Raw genomic sequence first — 21,905 nt, forward strand, 5'->3', positions numbered from 1 at the left:
GAAATTTAATTTCTTAAATCAAATTATCAATAGCCATTCTCAGTATCTTTAAGAAGAATCAAATAGATATGAGATATGGCTATTATGAATAATGGGAGTATATTTTCTTTTAAGGGAAAGATTGGAAATCTAGTATTTTGTAATTGGAAGGGCCAGACCTATGTACGGTCTGCACCAGAATCCAGGAAAAGGACCAAATCAACCCTTCAATTGGGGAATAATTCTAAGTTCAAGCAATTACAGGAATTATTATCTAAAATTCTTCCATATATCCGATTAGGGTTCAAGAATTACCATCCTGAATGGTCGAGTCACAATTCGGCAATGTCATATAATTTAAAAAATGCCTTTGATGAGCATAGCAAGAAGAACAATATAAATTGGTCTTCCCTATCAATCAGTAGAGGATTAATCAATCCTATCACTACATTTAACATAGAAATGAATTTGGAATCCACTTCATTAAAAGTTTTGTGGACTTATGATGAAGAAATAGTAAAAGCATTTGATATGGAGAATTACCGTTGCATGCTTTTGCTACAACCTGAAAACACAGAAATAAATAAGGTTTTTGGACTTGTCAATGGGAATTTAATCAGTGAAGAGTCCCAAGAGATATATTTCGATAAATTAACTCCGCAAGATATTTATCATGTTTATTTAGCTTTTCTTTCGAATGATGGCAGTTATCAATGCACAGATAGTAAATATCTAGGGAAAATATGATAAACTAGTAAGGATCTACATCAATTTGTACTCGCACACCTTTATTTTTCTTATCCAATTCAAAATGAAGTAAAGCTTGTTTGATAAGTTCCTTCACTTTAGCAATAGAGATATTTTTTCTTTCAATTTTCAAGGTAATGGTTTGAATAAAGTTATTTCTAACCCGAGCAACCAATGGTGGTTCAGGTCCCAAAACCCTTTCAGCTAATTGTTGTCTCAACAGACTAGCCAATCTTTTGGCAGCATCATGCACTAAGTCCTGATCGGTATGTTTAACATCCAGTTTTATGAGCCTATAGAATGGAGGGTATAAGTAATTTTTACGTTCGGTAATTTCAGCGGTGAACATAGCCATATAGTCATGGTTTGTTACTTGTTCCAATATTCGATGATTGGCGGTATTGGTTTGGATAATTACCTTTCCTTCGGTCTGTCTTCTTCCGGCACGGCCAGAAACCTGAGAGAATAAAGAAAATGCTCTTTCATAGGCTCTAAAGTCAGGGAAATTGATCATACCATCAGCATTGATAATACCAATCAAGGTTACATTTCCAAAATCCAGTCCTTTGGTAATCATTTGGGTTCCGATTAAGACATCAAATTCCTGGTTATCAAAAGCTGATATTACGCGATCAAATCCATATTTGCCTTTGGTAGAATCCAGGTCCAATCTACCGATTCGGAGTTCTGGTAATTGAATTTCCAGTTCCTCTTCCACCCTTTCCGTACCAAAACCTTTGCTTTGCATATTTGGCAATCCACAAGCAGGGCAAGTTTCCACGAGCTGTTCAGAAAAGCCACAATAATGACAATGCATAAGATTGCTGGTTTTGTGGTAGGTTAGACTCACATCACAATTGACACATTTAGCAACATAACCGCAGGTTCCACACTGAAGGAATGGTGTATGCCCTCTCCTATTTTGAAACAGAATCACCTGTTCTTTTTTCTCTACGGTTTCCTTAATAGCAGTCAAAAGTTTTGCACTAAAATAGGAGAACATTTCTTCTTTTCGAGCTGCTTCAGCGAGGTCAACAATTTCTATGCTTGGCAATTTTGCTTCACCATAGCGTTCCAACAATTCGATTAACCCATATTTTCCAGCCTTAGCATTATAATAACTCTCCACCGAAGGGGTTGCAGATCCCAGAAGGACTTTAGCCTGATGCTGATGCGCCAAATAAATTGCGGTATCACGAGCATGATAGCGAGGGGCAGGATCGTATTGTTTGTAGGAGGTTTCATGTTCCTCATCGACAATGATCAATCCCAAATTATGAAAAGGTAGAAATACAGAAGATCTAGCACCGATAACCACTTTATATTCACCTTTATTGACTTTATGCCATACCTCGGCACGTTCATTATCATTAAATTTGGAGTGGTAAACACCGAGTTCATTTCCGAAATGCAATTTCAGGCGCTCAGTAATCTGCGCGGTTAAAGCAATTTCTGGTAATAGATAGAGTGCCGATCTACCTTTATTCAGTGTTTCCTCAATTAATCGAATATATAACTGGGTTTTTCCGGAGGCTGTGACTCCATGTAATAAAGCCACATCCTTCTCTTGAAAGGAGGATTTGATTTCATCAAAAGCTTTTTGCTGTGCAGGGCTAAAGTTAAAATCAGGGTTCAGCAGGACATCGGTTCCCTCAAATCGGCTAACGACTTTTTCCTCTACTGTAAAGACTGCCTTCTCAATTAATGCCGTAATGGCATTGGAGCCAGCACCTGAAGCTTCCATCAAATCTTGTCTACTGATTTCGTTTTTGGTCTTTAACAACTGCAGGAATGCAATCACAGCATCTTGTTGTTTGGGAGCTCGGTTTAAGCTATCCAACAATTCTCTTCTGCCATCAGGATCGTTAAATTCAGAGGCTAAACGTAAGAATGGTTTGGTTTTGGCTTTATATTTCTGCTTAATTTCTTCAGAAATCAAAATATAACCATGTTCAAATAAGCTACGTAAAAGTGGGAATACTGTTTTCTGACCAAGGATTTTAATGACGTCGTTGACGGTAAGTTCCGTTGCGAGGTCAAGCGCTTCCATGATCATATAACCTTTATCAGAAAGTTGGGAACGATCGAGGTTAGGGTCGTCTGAGGCGACAATCTTAGTTTCGGATGCCATTTTTAATGCCGCTGGAAGAGCTGCCTGCATAACATCACCCACATAACACATATAATATTCAGCAATCCAGTCCCACATTTGCAACTGGGTTTCATTCACTATAGGATCATTATCAACAACATCAAGGATGTATTTAGCCTCATATTGCTGCGGAGCATCGGTAGAAATTGCCTTTATGATGGCAGAATAAATTTTATTCTTACCAAACTGTACAATTACCCTTAAGCCGACCTGAATCTTATCGTTTAATTCCTGAGGTACTCTATAGGTATAAGATTTAGCAATTGCCAATGGTAATACGACCTCTACAAAATAAGTTATGCGATTTGAAGATGATAAATCCAGTTGAGACATAAACAAAGGTAATAATAGTAGTTAGTATTTAGTATTTAGTAGTTAGTACTTAGTTGTTAGTATTTAGTATTTAGATCTATTTTCTCAGCTGGGAGGAAATAAAAAGGGGCTGTCTAAAAAGGTCTCTAAAAAAAAATAACCCCGTCATTAAAAAATGGCGGGGTTTTCTGTTTTTTGTCCTTAAGATTTAGTATCTTAAGGTGCACCCAAAAAACAATATGGCAAACATACAATTCAAAGCTCTTCCATCCAATAGTCCGAGTCTATTTCCTGAAAATATTTTTGATCGTATTCCATTGAACCATCCTGTTCGGTTGGTGAATCAGGTTGTTGATCAGTTGGATCTGGATCATATTATCCGACTTTATAAAGGGGGAGGCACTACTAGTTTCCATCCCCGGATGCTCATCAAAGTGTTGTTCTACGCCTATTTAAGCAATATCTATTCTTGCCGAAAGATTGAACGCGCCTTACAAGAGAACATCTATTTCATGTGGCTTTCTGGCAACAGTACCCCTGATTATCGTACGATCAACTATTTCAGGGGGAAGCGTCTTAAGGGGCAAATACAGGAGTTGTTTGCAAGTATCGTCCGGATGTTACATGAAATGGAGTACGTCAGCCTGAAAGTTCAGTATGTTGATGGTACCAAGATCGAATCTGCAGCTGGTCGTTATACGTTTGTATGGAAGAAATCGGTTGAGAAAAACAAGGTAAAGTTAGAAGCGAACATCGCTTCGGTTCTTGCCGATATTGATGCGCAGATTACCCAAGACCAATCTACATTAGGCAATCAAGAAGTTAGCAAGGCTATCGACAGCACGCAGCTGAAGGAAAAGATCAAAGCGATCAATGCAAAGCTCAAAGTGGCCAATAAGTCTACCGATAAGCAGCTTAAGAAACTCGAAGATGACTACTTGCCACGATTGCAGAAATATGAAGAACAGCTGAAAATACTAGGGGATCGCAATAGTTATAGTAAGACCGATACCGATGCTGTGTTTATGCGCATGAAAGAGGATCACATGAAGAACGGTCAACTCAAACCCGCCTACAATACACAGATCAGTACCGAGGAACAGTTCATCACCCATTACAGTATCCATCAGACTACCGCAGACACGACAACCCTACCGGAACATTTGGAAGGCTTTGAGTCCCGTTACGGAAAACAAAGTGAGTCAATCGTCGCAGATGCCGGATATGGCAGTGAGCAGAACTATGAGTTGTTGGAAGGACAGGATATAACCGCTTTTATCAAGTACAATTACTTCCATATGGAGCAGAAGCGAAAGCATAAGCAGGATCCTTTTTCGGTACAGAACCTATATTACAATGATCAGGAGGATTTTTATGTGTGTCCGGCAGGACAGAAACTAAGCTTTGTCGGACAAACAACCAGGGTCAGTACCAACGGATATGCCGCCCAGGTGAGCTGCTATCAAGCTCAGCGATGTGAGGGCTGTCCGATGCGTGATGGGTGTCATAAAGCACAGGGCAATCGTCTGATTGAAGTCAATCACCGCCTTGCTTGGCTCAAGGCTAAAGCTAGAGAAAGACTACTATCGACACAAGGGCTATACCATCGAAGCAAAAGACCCGTGGAAGTCGAAGCGGTATTTGGACAGATGAAAAGCAACAACAAGTTTACCCGCTTTAGTATGAAAGGACTCGAGAAAGTTACTGTGGAGTTCGGATTGATGGCTATTGCCCATAACCTAAGAAAATGGGCAAAAAAGTGGGAAAGCAAAACTTTAATTGGTAAACCTGGTGGCAACAACTCCCTATTTGCGATAAATCAAGCTATCAGCGTGATGAAAAGTACAGAAAATCGACTTGCAGCTTAATATTGTTTAAAATATAATTGAGATCAAGAAAGGTATTAAAACAAAAGAAGGTGCCTTTTTAGACACCTTCTTTATGGTATTTTGTTTGTTTCTAAGTATTGGAAACTAAATGTATTTAAATTATGCTCTATTTTTCATTGCCGCAATAAATAAGGCGATCCATCCGACCATAAAACAAAGTCCACCGAGTGGAGTAATTGGTCCAATAATGGAGATATTTTCGATTCCAAGTAGGGTTCTAGTGCTTAACAGGTAAATAGATCCTGAGAAAAGGATGATACCTAGGGTAAACATGATGTAAGAAACTTTAATGGATTGACTTTTCGCTCTAGAGAAAGTGGACAGAAAAAGAAGGGCTAGGGTGTGATAAAAATGGTATTGATTAGCCGTTCCCCATGTTTCTAGTTGTTTATCAGAGATTTTACCTTCAAGTCCATGAGCACCGAATGCGCCAAGTATTACAGCTAACAAACCAAAAAAAGCAGCAGTTAGGATAATTTGTTTATTCATAAAGAAAGCTAAAATAATCGCATATGATTTTTCGTTTATAAATGTATAAAATAACTTCTTAAAAAGCACTTCTAATTTTGCAATTTTGTCTATATTGAATATTTAAACAAACAAAAGGAAGACTTTTCGTTCATGAGAAATACAATAATTGTTTCAATCCTTCTATTTATTGCGGTGGTGGTAGCGTCGGTGTTTTACTTTGGGGATTTAAACAAGGAACAGCAAGAATACGTAGGACCAGTACAACATTTGCCTGAGGACACCTACCTCATTGCTTCATTTTTAAATGATGCCACGACAGACAATATCTTTAAGGATTTCGAGATTTTTGAAGCCATGTTAGGAAAGCATGCCATGCATGAGCTCAAACAGTTGAAACAAAACCTACTTCGTAACAAAGAATTATCGCCATTAGTCGGCGGTGCAGAGATTTTAATGTCTTTTCACCCCGAAAAAAAAGGAATCAGCACTTTATTTAGTATTCATAGTTTAGACAAGGTTGACCAGGCCCAACTGGATCAGACCTTTCTAACATTAAGTAAAAAATACAAGGTTAGCACTCAGGATACTGCGGGGATCCGGATCTATGAATTCAAAAACCTAGAACCTGACAGCACATTCAAGGATGACAAGAAATTGGATTCTATTTTTTATGTGGCTTATCAGGAAAACACTTTTTTCTCCAGTTTCAATAAAGGTTTGCTGGTCAAGGTCAATGATAAAAAGGTAGAAAAACTAAAAGAAGACCAAGTCACCTTTTTCAATGAGCATAATAATCGAAATGCTCCCTTTACTGTTTACATTCCGCAGCAAAATATCCCAGCCTTGATATCTGTATTCAAGGATAATCGTCCTGGGGATTTCTTGAGGCAATTTGTGAATTTGAAGGGAGAAACGGTTTGGAATATCAACTTTAAGCAGGATGCCTTGATGTTGACCGGAGAAAGCCAGCTTCGTGATAAGGAACAAGAGTATATTGCATTATTTGCTAATCAAAGTAAGACCAGCCAGCGATTATATAATTATTTTCCATCCAATACCATGATGTATGTGGAGTATTCTTTTAGTGATTCGAAGACATGGTTTGAGGATTTGGCGATATGGCAGTCGAAACAGGATAATTTCAAGCAGTTACAGGGCCAAGCTACCGAAATCAACAATAACCGAGAAGGTCTATTGGCAGATTTCCAAGCAAGTTTAGCGGGGAATTTTGCGGTTGCAGAACAGAGTAACTCGGATTATTTGGGTTTTGTCACCATTCAGGACAGCTCTAAATTAGATGACATTATCAATAATATTGCTGAGAACATTAGTGATAGCACCTATAGATTCAGGTATGCGAATATCCCATATCGTTATTTTGGCGATGGGATGAAGGATTTCTCTCGGCCTTATTTTGTGCGGATCAATGATATGTTAGTAATGGCAAACCAGCTATCAACCGTACAAGAATATGTTCGTAAATGGAAGAACAAGGATTTTCTAATTGGAAGTCTAGGGTTTAAAAATTACGAACAAATTCAGGGGAATGAGGCGAATGTTACCTTCTTTATCAACACCAAGAACGGTGAGAATTTTATTAATAACACTTTAAAATCAGAATACAGTCGCAAGTTTAGGGATGATAAAGAGTATGGATTTAAAGACTTTTATTCTTGGTCTCTGCAACTATCGGGAAACGGTGGAAATTTCTTAAGTCGGTTTTATGCGATTTACAAGAGCAAGAATCGTTTAGGAGTAACTCCGGATTGGACCTATTCGATGGGTAGCCGATTAATCAACGGGCCATATGTATTTGAGCATTCAGACACTTCAGAATTTATTTTGGTTCAGGAACAAGATCATACGGTTCATGCGATTCACCCTTCAGGCAATAAATTGTGGTCAACCGTGTTTTCGGGAAGAATTGTTGGCAAAGTAAGTCAACTTGCAGATCGAAGTTTAGTATTGGTAACAGATCGGAGGAGGTTATATCGTTTTGACAGCAATGGGAAAACCTTGCAAGGATTTTCTACAAGTGTTAGTTCAGAGCCTAGTGAGGCTCCTACGGTTGCCGATTTTGGGGGACAGCAAGTAATGTTTATTCCTTCCAAAAACAAGATCATGGCTTATGATATGGATGGAGGACCAGTTCGCGGTTGGGATAATGCGAATATTGAAGGTGATATTTTAGGAAAAATCCAGTTTGTTGATCAACAAGTGGTTGTGGCTAGTAGTTTTGGAAGAGTTTACTTCTTTGATCAACAAGGTAATAAAACCAAAGAAATTGACTTACCTGGAGATGTTACTTTTGTAGGGTCCTTAGGAGTTGTTCAGAAAGAAAATGGTTACGAATTTTACGCTGCTGATAATGAAGGAAAATTATACCAAATTAATTCAGACGGTAGCAGTAAGGTTGTCTTAAATGGGGATTGGAAAAAGGGCTATTCAGCTTATTTTGAAAACATTAATGGCACCACAGCGCCAGAATTGGTAATTATTGATGGGTCCTATCTTCAGGTTTTTGAATTGGGAGAGACTCCAAGACAGGTTTTTGATTATACATTCACTCAAGATATTGATTCCGAGCCAGTATTTTATCCGGTTTCGAGCAGTATGTTTCAATTAGGGATTGCGGATCAGGAGAATCTGGTTTATTTATTCAATGAGAATGGAACCTTAGCAGATGGCTTTCCAGTTGAAGGCTTGCCGTTATTTTATTACGGTAAGATCAATTATAATTCAGGCAATTACTTATTGACGACTAAACGAGATTTCAAAATCTATGCATTCAAGCATTAACCGATTAATTTTCAATTGATTTGGGCGGATAAATTTTTCAATACAGAATTTATTTTAAGCTTTAAAAATTTTTATTTGCAGACTTTTTTTCATTAGGTTTGCATTCACAAAAAAAGTATGCTACAAGGAGAAGAATATTTACAAGAGCTATCTAGACCTAAAAAGATTATTATCACAACACATCATAAACCTGACGGGGATGCATTAGGATCATCGCTGGGGTTATATCATTGGCTAAAAGGAAAGGGTCATGATGTTCATGTGGTATTATCTTCAGATTTTCCAAACTTTTTAGATTGGATGCCAGGTTTTGAAGACTTGATATACTATCCTAGTCAGACGGAATATTCTCAACAGCTATTTGATAAGGCGGAGATTATTTTTTGTTTAGATTACAGCGCATTATCAAGGACCAATATTTTGGAGCCAGTTATTCGGGAGGCGAAGGGTCAAAAATGGATGATTGATCATCATTTGGATCCTGAGGATTTTGCGACTGTAGAATATTGGGATTCGAGTGCTGCTGCAACTGCGCAATTGGTATATACCTTTATTGCGGATGTTTACCAGGATAAGGCATCAATCAATGCTGAAATTGCGGCCTGTCTTTATGCAGGAATCATGACTGATACGGGTTCATTCCGGTTTAGGTCGACCACTTCTGCGGTCCACCACATTATTGCAAACCTGATAGATGCGGGTGCGAAGAATTGGGAAATTCACGAAAACATATACAATAGTGCCACAGAAAACCGTTTAAAGTTCTTAGGCTATAGTCTACTGAACTGTTTAGAGGTTATACCGGAGTATAATACAGCCTTATTTTCCTTGACGAAAGAAGACCTTTCTAAGTTCAATGTGAGTACAGGTGATACAGAAGGATTAGTGAACTATGCCTTATCGATCAAAGGGATTCGATTAGCAGGTTTATTTGTTGATAGAACTGAATTAATTAAATTATCTTTGCGTTCGATTGGGGAAATCCCATGCAATGAGATTTGCAGGAAATATTTTAATGGAGGGGGGCATTTGAATGCAGCTGGTGGGAATTCAACGGATAAGTTGGAGGATGTAGTAGCGAAGTTCAAGTCCATACTTCCGGAGTATAAGAATTATTTAACATAAGAATATAATAAGCGTTATAAATAAAAAAATGAAAAAATCGATTTTAGTATTAACAGCATTAGCTGGTCTTTTTCTAGCCTCATCATGCCAAAGCTTCAAAAAAGGAGAAGGTGGTTTAGAATATAAGTTTTTCGAGGATAAAGGCGGCGATAAGGCTGTAGGTGGAGATGTTCTTGCGATGGACATTATTGTAAAGACTGACCGTGACTCATTATTAGCAAGCACTTATGATTTAGGATTACCGCAAATTGCACCAGTAATTCCTGATTCATTGGTTCAAGGCGGTTACCCAGGAGATAACAACTCCATTTTAAAGATGTTAGGTGAAGGTGATAGTGCTACATTCAAATTGAACTTAGATACTATGGCAGCAAGAACAGGACAACCAAAACCTGATTTTGCAGATAAATACATCCAATTCACTATCAAGGTTAAGAAACTTTTCAAAAAAGGTAGTTTAACAGATTCAGCATTATTTGATCAAGTAAACAAATATTATTTAGCTGAGATGGAAGGTTTGAAAAAAACTGAGGAAGGTAAAATTGCTAAATACGTAGAGAAAAACAAGTTGCAACCTAAGAAAACTGCTTCAGGCTTACAATATGTAATTAAAGAAGAAGGAACAGGTGCAAATCCAGTTGTTGGAGATACAGTTGTAATCAACTACACTGGAGGATTAACAAATGATAAAGTTTTCGATACAAGTCTTAAAGCAGTAGCAGAGAAAGAGAAAATTTCACATCCAATGAAGCAATACGAGCCATTACGCGTACGTATTGGTCATACACCAGTTATTCAAGGATGGACTGAAGGTCTTCAATTATTGAAAAAAGGCAGCAAAGCTACGTTCATTATTCCATCATCATTAGGATATGGCGAACGTCAGCAAAGCAACTTAATTCCTCCATATGCACCATTGGTATTTGATGTGGAAGTTATTGATATTATTGCGGGTCCAAAAGGAGATACTCCACAAGTAAACCCACAAGCAGGTTCTCCATTGGAAACACCTATCAACTAATAAGGAATAATTTTACAAAATTCACAATAAAACGCAGTTTTCATTATGAGAACTGCGTTTTTTTATACAACAGAATAAGATTCACTGACAATATATTAACTTTGCGACCATGGAAGAGCAATTTGATTTAAAAAATCAGACATTAACTGACACCCATACTCATATTTATTATCAGGCGGGGAGCGAGAAATTGGAGGAACAAATGGAACGTTGTTTTGCCAATGGTGTAAAAAGATTATTTCTTCCAAACGTTGATGTATCGTCCATGGATAAAGTTTTTGAAACGGTAGCCGCCTATCCAGAAAACTGTTTCCCTATGCTTGGTTTGCATCCATGTGATGTGAAAGAGGATTATGCACAGCAATTAAATGAAATTTATGCCCGGATTCAGGAATCGAAGATCTATGCCATTGGCGAAATAGGGATTGACCTTTACTGGGATCAATCGACTTTAGAGATTCAGCAGGATGCCTTCCGCAAGCAGATTCAATGGGCGAAGGATTTGGGACTACCCATTTCTATTCATTGTAGAGAAGCCTTCGATGAAGTTTTTGCCGTATTGGATGAGATGGCAGATGAGCGGTTATTTGGCATATTCCATTGCTTTACAGGGAGCCTAGAGCAAGCCCATAGAGCGATTAACTTAGGTTTCAAACTTGGAATCGGTGGAGTTGTAACCTATAAAAAAGCGGGTCTTGACGCTGTTGTCAAGGAAATCAGCTTAGAGCATATTGTACTAGAAACCGATTCACCATATTTAGCACCGGTACCTTTCAGAGGCAAGGAAAATGAAAGCAGCTATTTATTGCATATCGCGCAAAAAGTAGCAGACATTCATGAAACCGGCCTTGATAAAGTAGCTGAAGTAACAACTCATAATTCGAAACAAATATTTAAGATTTAATTAATGTACAATATATTTATTATTTATACAGGTGGTACCATAGGTATGGTTAAGGATTCCGAAACAGGGACTTTTATTCCATTCGATTTTAAATTGATAGAAAAAAATCTACCGGACCTAAGCCGTTTAAATTATAAACTGACTGTACATTCCTTTGATCCTATTATTGACTCATCAAATATGCGTCCTAGCATCTGGCTAGAAATGGCCAAGATCATTAAGGACAACTATGAATTATATGATGGCTTTGTCATACTTCATGGTTCCGATACGATGGCCTATTCAGCATCGATGCTAAGCTTCTTATTAGAAGGTTTACAAAAGCCTGTTATCTTCTCAGGGTCACAATTACCCATCGGAGAAATACGTACGGATGCCAGAGAGAATTTAATGACTGCCTTAGAGATTGCATCGGCAAAAAAAGATGGGAAATCTATTATTCAAGAGGTTTGTATATTATTTGACAATAAGCTTTTCCGCGGTAATAGGTCATTCAAATACAATTCGGATAAGTTTGAGGCTTTTCGTTCGCCGAATTATCCAGTATTGGCAGAAGCGGGAATCCACATCCGCTATAATGATGAGGTTTTAGCGAATAATGAGGGTAAAGATTTTATCTGTCATTACCATATCGACAATCGTGTTGGGGTTTTGAAATTATTTCCAGGGATTAGTGTAGAAACCATCAAGGCGGTATTGAATTCCGATGTTAGAAGTATCGTCATGGAGACTTTTGGCAGTGGCAATACGATGACGGACTCATGGTTTCTGGAGTTATTGGAAGGGGCAATAAAATCGGGTAAAAATATTCTGGATATTTCGCAGTGCAAGGTTGGTTCCGTGGAACTCGGCCGATATGAGACTTCTCAGGGTCTTCAATGCATTGGAGTGCTCAATGGTTATGATATGACCTTTGAAACTGCTGTAACCAAGCTAATGTATCTTCAGGGCGAAATAGAGAGCCAGGAAGAGGTTGCGCATTGGATACAGCAAAGTTTACGCGGGGAATTAACTAAAAATGATTAGTTAAAACTTCCGCAACGACAAAAGTACTTCCACCGATAAAAATAAGGTCATTTTCTTGATAGCTATTGCGTGCGGCTTCATAAGCGGCATCAATAGAAGGATAATCATCCCCCTTAAGTCCAAAGGAATGGGCCATTTCTGCTAAATCAGCAGCTTTCATGGCACGAGGCATATTAGGGGCTCCAAAATAATACGTAGCCTGCTTTGGCAATAATGGTAAGATATGGGAAAGGTCCTTATCCTTCATTGCTCCAATCACAAAATGTAGATTATTGAAATTTAAAGTACTCAGGTTTCTAACCACGGCTTTGATTCCATCCTCATTATGGCCAGTATCACAAATAATCCAAGGGTCAGTAGATAGTGTTTGCCAACGGCCTCTCAATCCCGTTGATTCCTGAACATTTGCCAAGCCTTCCTGTATATTTTCTTCGAACAACGCATAGCCCATCAATTTGATTTGGTCAATAGCAGTCAAAACGCCGAGAATATTCTTTTTCTGATAAGAACCTGCCAAGTCTAAATGCCAGGTATGACATTCTTGATCTTGTCTATTCTCTACGGTAATATCCATTCCTGTTTGCCTCTTCTCCACCTGATGAACTTCATAATAATCTTCTGCAAAGAAGATAGGACTATGCCCTAGCTTTGCCTTTTCAAGAAATACATGTTCAATTTCAGATTGCTTTTCAGAGATAACAACCGGCACATTTGGTTTAATAATTCCTGCTTTCTCTCCAGCAATTTCCACTAAGGTATCCCCTAGCAGATTCATATGGTCCATTCCAATATTGGTAATGACGCATAATTCAGGATTGATGATATTGGTGCTGTCCAATCTACCTCCCAATCCCACTTCTATAACAGCGATATCCACTTTTTCTTTTGCGAAGTAATCAAAGGCCATAGCCACGGTTACTTCAAAGAAAGAAGGTTTCTCTTTTTCAATAAAATCCAAATGAGTATTCACGAAATCCACCACCCATTGTTGAGGAATCATTTCGCCATTGATTCGTATCCTTTCCCGAAAGTCCACTAAATGTGGAGAGGTATAGAGGCCAGTCTTCAGGTTCGAAGCAGCCAGTACCGAGGCCAGCATATGAGATGTTGATCCCTTTCCGTTAGTTCCGGCAATATGTATTGATTTGAATTGATCTTGAGGGTTTCCTAATGCTTGGCAGAATAAAAGTGTTTTATCGACATCAGGGTTGATGGCAGAAGCGCCATCACGTGTAAACATAGGTAATCGAGCAAATAAATACTCGATTACCTCTGCAAATGTTTTCATATTATAAGAATTATCTTACTCTAAATCTGAATGTAATAAGCCCTGTTTGGGTTTGAGGGGCATTTGGAAGAGAGTTTAAACGTGCTTGTTCAACGGCACGGATACACTTCTCGATTAATCTATAGTCGGCAATGGTAGTACCCTTAGCCTGTCTGGCCCGGATGATATTACCACTTTTATCGACAGTAAATTCAATTTTAACAATCCCAGTTTGTTGGCCATTGTCATCAATTTTTGGAGGCACAGTAAACCTTCTGTTTTCTAGAGAGAGCATTGCATCTCCGAAACCAGAGCCACCTTCGCCATAGTTACTTGCCAATGGGTCTCCAAGTTTAGAACCTTGGTTTCCTGGAGTAGATCCAGTACCATCACCAGTTCCTTGCGCGTTATTCTTTTTACCTTTATATAAAGCGTTAGGATTTACAGCTGGAGTTGCGTTTTTCTTTTCAGTAGTTGCCTGTTCAGCATTTGCTTTAACAGGTTTTTCTGACTTAGGGACAACAGGGGCTTCTTCTACATCCTGAGTTGCTACGACTTTATCAGCGACTTGCTGAGAAGGCGTAGGAATAGGTGTAGAATTAGGATCTATTTTATCTGGTTTTACATTGTTGGCATTCTCATCCATAGATGGTTCATCCACACTCATGTAATCCTCTCCCATACCTTCCGGCGAAGTACCATAGTTTACAATGATACCACCCATACCATATTCTGGAAGATTTTGACCAAATACAATAAAAAAGCCAATGACAGCTAGACCTGCCATGACCAGTGTAGAAATTCCTAATGCTTTAGGAAGATTGTTATCTTCACGATATTGATTGTAGTACATTTTCCTTAGTCTCTTCTAATTCGACCATAAAAAGCCAGAAACGTTTAATAAAAATATTAATCTTTCTTAGGCTCTGTTGCCAATACCATTTTCACTTTTAGTCTATTTGCAATATCCATTACCGAGATTACATTTTGGATTGGCACGGTACTATCAGCATAAAGCATAACAGTTAGTTCTTCACCAGTTGCAATATTGGATTGGATATAAGATTCCAAGTTTTCTAAAGGCACGGCTTGTTTGTCCACATGGTATACTAAATCACTTGTGATGGAAATGGTCATTGTTTTTTTAGCGACCGACTGTTCACCAGCACTGGATTTAGGTAAAAGTAATTTTACCACTTGTGGGTTAGATACTGCTGAAGCCAACAGGAAGAACAACATCAAGAAGAACATGATGTCATTCAGGGCAGCTGTATGTACTTCTGCAGCGGGTTTATTTCTTCTATTACGTAAATTCATGTTAAGTTTCAATAAAGGATTAATCCAGCTTACATGCTAGGCTCATCCAATAAATCGATAAATTCAATAGCATCCGTTTCAATGCGCAAGATTAAGCGCTCTACCATCATATTCAAGATATGGTAACCAATATAAGCTAAGATACCAATGGTAAGACCAGATGCGGAAGCAATCATTTTTACATAAAGACCACCGGATACAGAACCGATATCGATACCACCAGCCATCTCTACATCACGGAAGATTTGGATTACTCCGAAGATCGTTCCTACGAAACCAAGCATTGGTGCAATACCAGCGATAATTCCCAGGATATTGATATTTTTTTCAAGGCGAGAAACCTCAAGTTTACCTTGGTTTTCAATAGCACCTTCGATGTCTTTAATTGGGCGACCAACACGGGTCAATCCCTTTTGCAACATTCTTGATAAAGCAGAATTGTTAGAACGACAAGCAGCCATTGCAGCATCGATCTTTCCAGAAAGAACACTACTTTTAACAGATGCTAATAATCCACCTTCAGATTTACTTGCCTTACGAATGGTAAAATAACGTTCAAAGAAAATTACCAATCCTAAGAAGAATAACAATAGAATAGGAACCATAATCCACCCACCCTTCATCAGAAGTTCAAGTAGGTTAAGATTGTCTGTCGTAGCTAAAGCTACAGGTTGTTGTTGAACTTGATTCAATGTATCAACGATTGCCGGGTTTTGTACTAATGACATAGTTTAATAACGTATTTTTTGCTGTTTGATTGATTTACTTATTTAATTTTTTGATGCCAAGCATCCGCAACATAATGTTTCCGCACATATTTGAGTGCTGAATCAGCTTGTTCTTTTGTTTCGTAGGAATCCCAAATTACCTTTTTCTTATTATGAGCGAGGTTACTAGGAATTACACGAACGGATTCAATTCCCGCTTTATTAAATGACTCAGCTTGTTCATAAGCTTGAGCCAGCGTTCCATGTGTTCCAATGACAATCTGATAAGTGTGATTTGCTGGAATCAAAGGGTTATAAACCTTTTTTCCTGTTGTTGTAGCAACACTATCATTATTTGTCGCAATTGCTGAATTGGTACTATCGACGGTATTCAATGCAATAGAATCCTGAGAAGGTTCTTTCGTTTCTTCGGGTTCAATAATCTGCGAGTTAAGAATACTATCAGCACGTTTGGCAGCAAGACGTGCATTATTAGTATGATTCATATAAAATAAGCCTGCAATAATAATGATTGCTATCACCGCGGCCCAAATATACCATTTTTGTTTACCTGTATTTTGAGGTTCCTCCAAAATCTCTTGTCCATATTGCTGAACAGGAGCTTGTTCGACCATGACTTCCTCTTGAGGTACTTCAACCAGCTTCTCTTCTTCAGGTTCCTCGGCTACTACCGGTTCTTCCACCGGCATAGTTTCAGGAACTGGGCTTGCAGCCCCTTCGATTGGTTGCAATTGAAAACCACTTAAATCCTCAGCTTTAAATACCAAGGATGGACCATGTTTTATCAATTGACCTAAATGGTTCAAAGAAGCAGATCCATTTTCCTTAATATTTTCAAGGAGGTTAAGAACCGCATCATGAACATCTGCATCGGCAGCTTGTCTGGAGATTTGTTTAGATTGTTGAATGTAATCAATGAAGTCAACCCCCTCGGTAGACTTACCGTCAAATTCCAAATATGTTACTGGAGGTAAATACACTCCTCTTCGGTCATCATAAACAGATGGTGTATGAATTCGTTTGAATACGCCCAAACCTTTCACATACACTTCGTTTCTATGCTTTAATAGCTGATGAATGTATCTTCCTAAATCCATTTATTTCTTTGCTGCTGCAAATTTAAAGTTTGTTAGATTAAAACGAAAAATTTAAACCACCTAATATATTAAATCCTAATTTCGGATAATATAAATAACGAGAATATTCTGTGTTCAGCATATTATTGGCTTTCACAAATACTCCTAAATATTGAGTGGCTTTATATTCTGCGCCTGCACTTAAATCAAAGAACGAAGGTATTGTTTCCTTATTATAAGGTAAAATATCAGTTGTGGTGTTCCCAAAGATAGGTTCACGAGCAATAGCATTACCATGGAAAAGCGCTTCAGCATCAATAAATAACTTTTCAGAAATATTGAATCTTGCATTTGCTGCTAATCTCATTTTTGGTAAATGCCAAGCTTCTTCTTGCTCAGCCATAGTGTATTGGTCAATGTTAAGACGACCACCTAAATTTACCAAAGCTGATAATCTCACATTGATTTCACCTTCAATACCGATATGTTTTACGGCATCATCGCCATTACCATCATAAATCAGGTCAAAGTTGAAAGGCGTTTCAGGATTATTAATGAACATCGCCAATCCTTCAACCTTTCTATAGAAACCTTTCACCTTATATCCGAAAGTAGCTCCTGCATTACCTTTGATACCTCCGTAAATATTCATACGCTCAATCGTGTTTTGAATATTTGCTTTAGGACCCAAGTAAGGGTTGATACGAGTAAAATCGCGGAAAGATCCTTTTTCAACATTACCTGTTACACCTCCAAAAATATAGAAGTACTCAGGCGCTAATGCGAAATCAATTTCTGCTTCAGGGAAAACATTGAATCTAGAATTATCACCGAATTCAGAAACGATATTTGCTCCTAAAGTAATGTTATAATTATCACCTTTAAAGCGGATGTAAGGATTGATTGAAGCTATTGAGTTATTCAACTTTCCATTATCTGTATTCACGCCTTGGATGCCATTATAGTCCAATGCTAGGTTAGCACCTGCGTTGAAAGCACGATAACGTTTATTTAAGTAACCAGAAAGAGCAATAGAACTCTCTCTAGCATCATACTTATCATTGTAAGTATAGGCATCAGCTTTAACTGAGTAGCTCAATGCATCTTCATTTGGAGGATCATAATTACTAGTCAATTCACCTGTAAAATAGATATCATTAAATCTTTGTGCTTCCCTGGTTGGGTTCAAGGTATTTCCATCAGAATCTGTTGGAATGCCGTAGAAACGAGTTCCAAAGCCGTTATATCCAATTACACCATCTACGGTGAACATTGGGAGAATCCGGCGTCCAAAGATTCCAACTTCCTGTCTAGAGAATTTTTGGTCTTCAAGATTACCTTTTTGGCTTAGGTGTTTTACAAAACCACCGAAACGAATATCTTCATAATCTTCTACTGCGAAGTAAGCTTCGCCTAAAATGGTATTGAAATTTCCAGCACCGAATTTTACATAGTTACTTTTGTGATCCAAGATTTTTGAAAATGGGGTTTCCATTATTTGCAATTCACTTAGACCTGTATTGATATCCAATTTTTTATCAGGAACATTGCCATAGTTCAACTTAGGCATGTATTCCCTTTTATTTGACATATCCGGACTACGACGGATTTTTACTGCATCAGCAAGAATAGGTCTATAATCACGAACGATATCAAATGAATCCAATGTTACAGGACGGTCTGTGGTATCTCTTTTTTGAGCATAAGCACCTACCCCCATCCCCAACAATAAGGTTAATATAGCAGATTGTTTAAAAACAGTATTCAACTTCATCTTTTCCTATTCTTATTTAATATTTTCTAATAGTTGTTTCGCTTCATTCAATATACCATCCTCTTTGTTTTCGTAATTATCAATTACGCTTTCCAGAGTTGATTTAGCTTGGAATTTATCGCCTTTACCTTGATAAGCTTGTGCCATCACGATAAATCCTTTTGCTACCCAATAATCGTACGAAGAGAAGGAATCAGATATATCTAGTGCTGATTTAATAGCACCATCGTAATTTTTATTTTTCAATTGTTGTTCAGCAACCAAGAATCTTGCTTCAGCACCGGTTTCAGTTTTAGACTTCAACGCTGCCAAGTTTAATTCCTTCATGCCCTCAGAACCTTTGGATGTTGACAAGTAAGCTTTGGCTGCATACAAGTGAGCTTTTGCGATATCCTCTTCTGAAGATTTTTCATACTTCTTAATGATATTCGCATAGTTCAAAGTTTCAGCATAATCACCCATATTGAAATAACTTACCAATAGGTTATTTACTGCCCAACCGTAATTCTCTTTATATTCAGAAGTCAATTCTAGTTTCTTCAATACCTGAACTGCTTCGTTGTATGCTTTATTTCTTAAATGCAATTTCGAAACTGAGATCAAGGTACGTTCGGTGTATGCTGAAGTCCAGTCATTCATAATGATATTGAAGTCATGCATAGCTTCAGAATCTTTCCCTAGATTGGCGTTACTTTCAGCACGGATAAAACGAGCATGTTTTTCATGAATTGGTTTAGGGAACTTATCGAAATAAGCATTCACCGCCTCAATAGCTGGCTGCCAGTTTCCGCGATCAAATAGAGTACGTGCGATCGAGAAAGTATGAGCATCCTGTTCAGCAGTACTCAAGTCACCGATATTGGTGCTTGTTGCGTAACGGATATAACCGGAAGCATCACCTTTATCCAAGTAGATATTTTCAATCGATGCCAATGCTTGTTTAGCTTCATCCGTCGTTGGGTATTGATTTACTACCCTTTGGAATGTTGCTAAAGCAGCATCATTATCATCCTTATTGTATTGAACAAGACCAATTGTCGTCAATGCTCTAGGCACATAAGAACTTCTTGGGTATTGTTCTACCATTTTTTGTAAACCTGCAATTGCTTGGTCGTGATCACCCATCAAGAAGTAAGTATAAGGAACTTCGAATGCCACATCATCCGCATAATTGGATTTCGGATACTTCGCCATTACAGAATTCAAGGTGGCAATCTTACCATTGTTATCCCCTTGAAGACCTAATAAAATACCTTTTTGGAATAAAGCGTAATCCTGACTTTGTGCTCCGGAAGAGATCAAGCGATCGTAGTAATTTGCTGCTTTGCTATAATTCTTGATTGCCAAGTAAGAGTCAGCGGCACGAGCCATAGCATCATTTCTTGTATTCAAGTCAATACCATCTTTACCACCACCTGCTAGGAAGCGTTCAAAGTAGTTCGCTGCAGTACTGTAGTTGTCAGCTCTGAAAGCGGCATATGCCAATGCGTAATTTGCATAGTTGTAAACATCTGTTTTCCTAGCTGCCGGTAATTGCAAGAATTTATTGAAGGCAGCAACTGCCTCTTTGTATTTTCGTACTTCGTACATCGCTTCAGCTTTCCAATAGGTCGCTAAAGCATAGATTTCCTCATCGTAACGATTTGCTTCAGAACGCATGAACATGGAAATACCATTTTCAAATGCACGTTCATTATAATATTCCAAACCACGGTAATAAGTTACCTTTTGGTAAGCTGCATTTGCGTCTTTTCCTCTATTTGGAAGATCTTCCAATACATCTACCGCAGCACGATAATTTTTAGTACTCAACAATACCTCAGCCAATAAAGTCTTCGCTTCTTCCTGACGCTTCGACCTTGGATACGTTTGCATGTATTCATTGATCGCATCTAAGGCAACTTGGTGGAATTCTAAGTCGTAGGATAACTTCGCATAGTTAAACAAACCTTCTTCTTTTAACTGCGGATCAAAATCAAGTTTTGAAGCTCTGAAGAAAGCATTTCTTGCGCTTTGTTTATTTCCTGTTTTCAAGAAAGCATCCCCTAAAGTGATCATTGCACTTTGGAAGTATGCATCCGGTTCCTCAAGTTTTTCTAATTCAGAGATTGCTTTTTCGTATTCACCCAATTTGTAATTGATGTAACCGATTTGGTAGCTATCTTGATTATTTTGAGTTTTACCTTGATCTTGAGCCTGGAATCTATCATAGTAATCTTTTGATTTTGCTAAGTCTCCTTTAATGAAATACGTTGCTGCAATAATTCGAAACATCTCCGTTTCACTTTCTTGCTTGGTAGTTTCAAGTTTAGGAAGTGCATAAGCTAATACATCATCATAGCGTTTATCTAAGAAGTAAAGGGCAGTGATGTAATATGGATAACTGTTTTCATAAGTTTTAGAACCTTCCAGTCTTTCAAACTCATTCAATGCAGTTTTATATTCTTGGTTTAAATAGCTCAGGTAAGCTGAGTAATAAATTGAGGCCTCTTGGTACTGGCCTTTTTGGTCTTTTAATTCGTTGAATACTGGCCTGGAGGATTCATAATCGCCGGTCATAAATTTAGCATAAGCTAATTTGAATCTATACTCAGTATTTTCTGCGCCGGCTAAATTTTTGCTATCAATTTTTTCAAACCATTCAATGGCTTTAGGATAATCCTTTTGAGCATAGTAGGATTTTCCGATTTGGAAGTAAGCGGCTTTTGAATTTGCACTTGCTGGATAATCTTTAATGTATTTTAAAAAGCGATTTTCAGCATCAGACTCTCCTAATTCTAAAGCACATACGGCCTGATAAAATCTAACATTCTCTTTCAGTAGGCTTAGTTCCTTAGTTTCATCCAATTGAAGAGATGACTTGGTTCTGATCTCCTCAAACTTGTCGAATTGCTTTGCTGCCGAACTAAACTTCCCTCTTTCGTATAGCTCGAGGCCGTCCTTGTAGGCCTTATTTACCTCTTGCCATGCAGAATGTTGTGCCAATACCGGTGTACTCAATAAGCTCATCGCCACACCTAACTGGTAAATTTTTTTATACATATGATTGAATACTCCTTTTAATGAATGCTTCTGTAGTTTTTACGATTTTTTGAAGGGAAACACCTTGGATAAATGATACAATTCCTTCAACTTACGAAATTAATGGATAACTTGAATGTTTTCCTCAAAAGTTGTTAACACCTGTGGATAACCCAGTGGTTTTAACGTTATTTAACATTAAGTATTGGTTTGTTGAGCATTGACAAGAATGCTAAAATTTTCAGATTTCTACACGTCATATCCTTCATATTTCTGTCCTGTTTTTTGAACTTAATT

General features: G+C 38.0%; 16 protein-coding genes. 7 read left to right on the forward strand and 9 right to left on the reverse strand.

The window, feature by feature from the left end:
- Positions 1-75: 75 nt before the first annotated feature.
- Entirely contained in the window at positions 76-726 is a 651-nt protein-coding gene (locus ACF3OC_RS15475) for a DUF6266 family protein (protein ID WP_094257753.1), read from the forward strand.
- 4 nt (positions 727-730) lie between these two features.
- Here the strand turns inward: ACF3OC_RS15475 and priA are convergent, their stop codons facing one another.
- A complete protein-coding gene (priA, locus tag ACF3OC_RS15480) occupies positions 731-3,211 on the reverse strand; it encodes a primosomal protein N' (RefSeq protein WP_392469742.1) in 2,481 nt (826 codons plus the stop codon).
- A 218-nt stretch (positions 3,212-3,429) separates the two neighbouring features.
- On the opposite strand from priA, the gene ACF3OC_RS15485 reads away from it, so the two are divergent.
- Positions 3,430-5,058 (forward strand): IS1182 family transposase, encoded by a 1,629-nt coding sequence (locus ACF3OC_RS15485; RefSeq protein ID WP_277712172.1) that lies wholly within the window; start codon positions 3,430-3,432, stop codon positions 5,056-5,058.
- A 120-nt stretch (positions 5,059-5,178) separates the two neighbouring features.
- Here ACF3OC_RS15485 and ACF3OC_RS15490 read toward each other — a convergent pair whose 3' ends face one another.
- Positions 5,179-5,568, reverse strand: coding sequence for a DUF423 domain-containing protein (locus ACF3OC_RS15490; RefSeq protein ID WP_094257945.1), 390 nt, complete (start codon positions 5,566-5,568; stop codon positions 5,179-5,181).
- A gap of 132 nt (positions 5,569-5,700) precedes the next feature.
- Between ACF3OC_RS15490 and ACF3OC_RS15495 the strand changes: the two genes are divergently transcribed.
- From ACF3OC_RS15495 to ACF3OC_RS15515, 5 genes are all read left to right on the forward strand, one after another.
- Entirely contained in the window at positions 5,701-8,349 is a 2,649-nt protein-coding gene (locus ACF3OC_RS15495; protein WP_392469745.1) for a PQQ-binding-like beta-propeller repeat protein, read from the forward strand.
- A 117-nt stretch (positions 8,350-8,466) separates the two neighbouring features.
- Positions 8,467-9,474, forward strand: a complete 1,008-nt coding sequence (locus ACF3OC_RS15500) for a bifunctional oligoribonuclease/PAP phosphatase NrnA (RefSeq protein WP_392469748.1) — start codon at positions 8,467-8,469, stop codon at positions 9,472-9,474.
- A gap of 28 nt (positions 9,475-9,502) precedes the next feature.
- Entirely contained in the window at positions 9,503-10,495 is a 993-nt protein-coding gene (locus tag ACF3OC_RS15505; protein ID WP_094282332.1) for an FKBP-type peptidyl-prolyl cis-trans isomerase, read from the forward strand.
- 109 nt (positions 10,496-10,604) lie between these two features.
- A complete protein-coding gene (locus ACF3OC_RS15510; RefSeq protein ID WP_094257758.1) occupies positions 10,605-11,399 on the forward strand; it encodes a TatD family hydrolase in 795 nt (264 codons plus the stop codon).
- 3 nt (positions 11,400-11,402) lie between these two features.
- Positions 11,403-12,425: a type I asparaginase gene (locus tag ACF3OC_RS15515; protein WP_094257759.1), complete on the forward strand. Its 1,023-nt coding sequence runs from the start codon at positions 11,403-11,405 to the stop codon at positions 12,423-12,425.
- Here ACF3OC_RS15515 and ACF3OC_RS15520 read toward each other — a convergent pair.
- Genes ACF3OC_RS15520 through ACF3OC_RS15550 form a run of 7 tightly spaced genes read right to left on the reverse strand, consistent with a single transcriptional unit; the run spans position 12,412 to position 21,629 of the window.
- The gene (locus tag ACF3OC_RS15520) at positions 12,412-13,713 is read right to left on the reverse strand and encodes a bifunctional folylpolyglutamate synthase/dihydrofolate synthase (RefSeq protein ID WP_392469752.1); all 1,302 of its coding nucleotides are present in this window, start codon (positions 13,711-13,713) and stop codon (positions 12,412-12,414) included. The two genes, ACF3OC_RS15515 and ACF3OC_RS15520, sit on opposite strands and share 14 nt — an antisense overlap.
- A 10-nt stretch (positions 13,714-13,723) precedes the next feature.
- Positions 13,724-14,545, reverse strand: coding sequence for an energy transducer TonB (locus ACF3OC_RS15525; protein ID WP_094257761.1), 822 nt, complete (start codon positions 14,543-14,545; stop codon positions 13,724-13,726).
- Between the two features lie 56 nt (positions 14,546-14,601).
- Positions 14,602-15,009 carry a biopolymer transporter ExbD gene (locus tag ACF3OC_RS15530; RefSeq protein ID WP_094257762.1) on the reverse strand — a complete coding sequence of 136 codons (408 nt, stop codon included), beginning with the start codon at positions 15,007-15,009 and terminating at the stop codon, positions 14,602-14,604.
- Positions 15,010-15,038: 29 nt separating this feature from the next.
- Positions 15,039-15,737, reverse strand: a complete 699-nt coding sequence (locus tag ACF3OC_RS15535; protein WP_094257763.1) for a MotA/TolQ/ExbB proton channel family protein — start codon at positions 15,735-15,737, stop codon at positions 15,039-15,041.
- Positions 15,738-15,775: 38 nt separating this feature from the next.
- On the reverse strand, positions 15,776-16,834 hold the full coding sequence (locus tag ACF3OC_RS15540) for a hypothetical protein (RefSeq protein ID WP_392469756.1): 1,059 nt from the start codon (positions 16,832-16,834) through the stop codon (positions 15,776-15,778).
- Between the two features lie 37 nt (positions 16,835-16,871).
- Positions 16,872-18,587, reverse strand: a complete 1,716-nt coding sequence (locus ACF3OC_RS15545) for a hypothetical protein (protein WP_392469759.1) — start codon at positions 18,585-18,587, stop codon at positions 16,872-16,874.
- Positions 18,588-18,599: 12 nt separating this feature from the next.
- Positions 18,600-21,629 carry a tetratricopeptide repeat protein gene (locus ACF3OC_RS15550; protein ID WP_094257946.1) on the reverse strand — a complete coding sequence of 1,010 codons (3,030 nt, stop codon included), beginning with the start codon at positions 21,627-21,629 and terminating at the stop codon, positions 18,600-18,602.
- Positions 21,630-21,905: the final 276 nt, after the last annotated feature.

Origin of the sequence: Sphingobacterium cellulitidis (assembly GCF_043187465.1) — a bacterium.
Lineage (GTDB): Bacteria > Bacteroidota > Bacteroidia > Sphingobacteriales > Sphingobacteriaceae > Sphingobacterium > Sphingobacterium cellulitidis.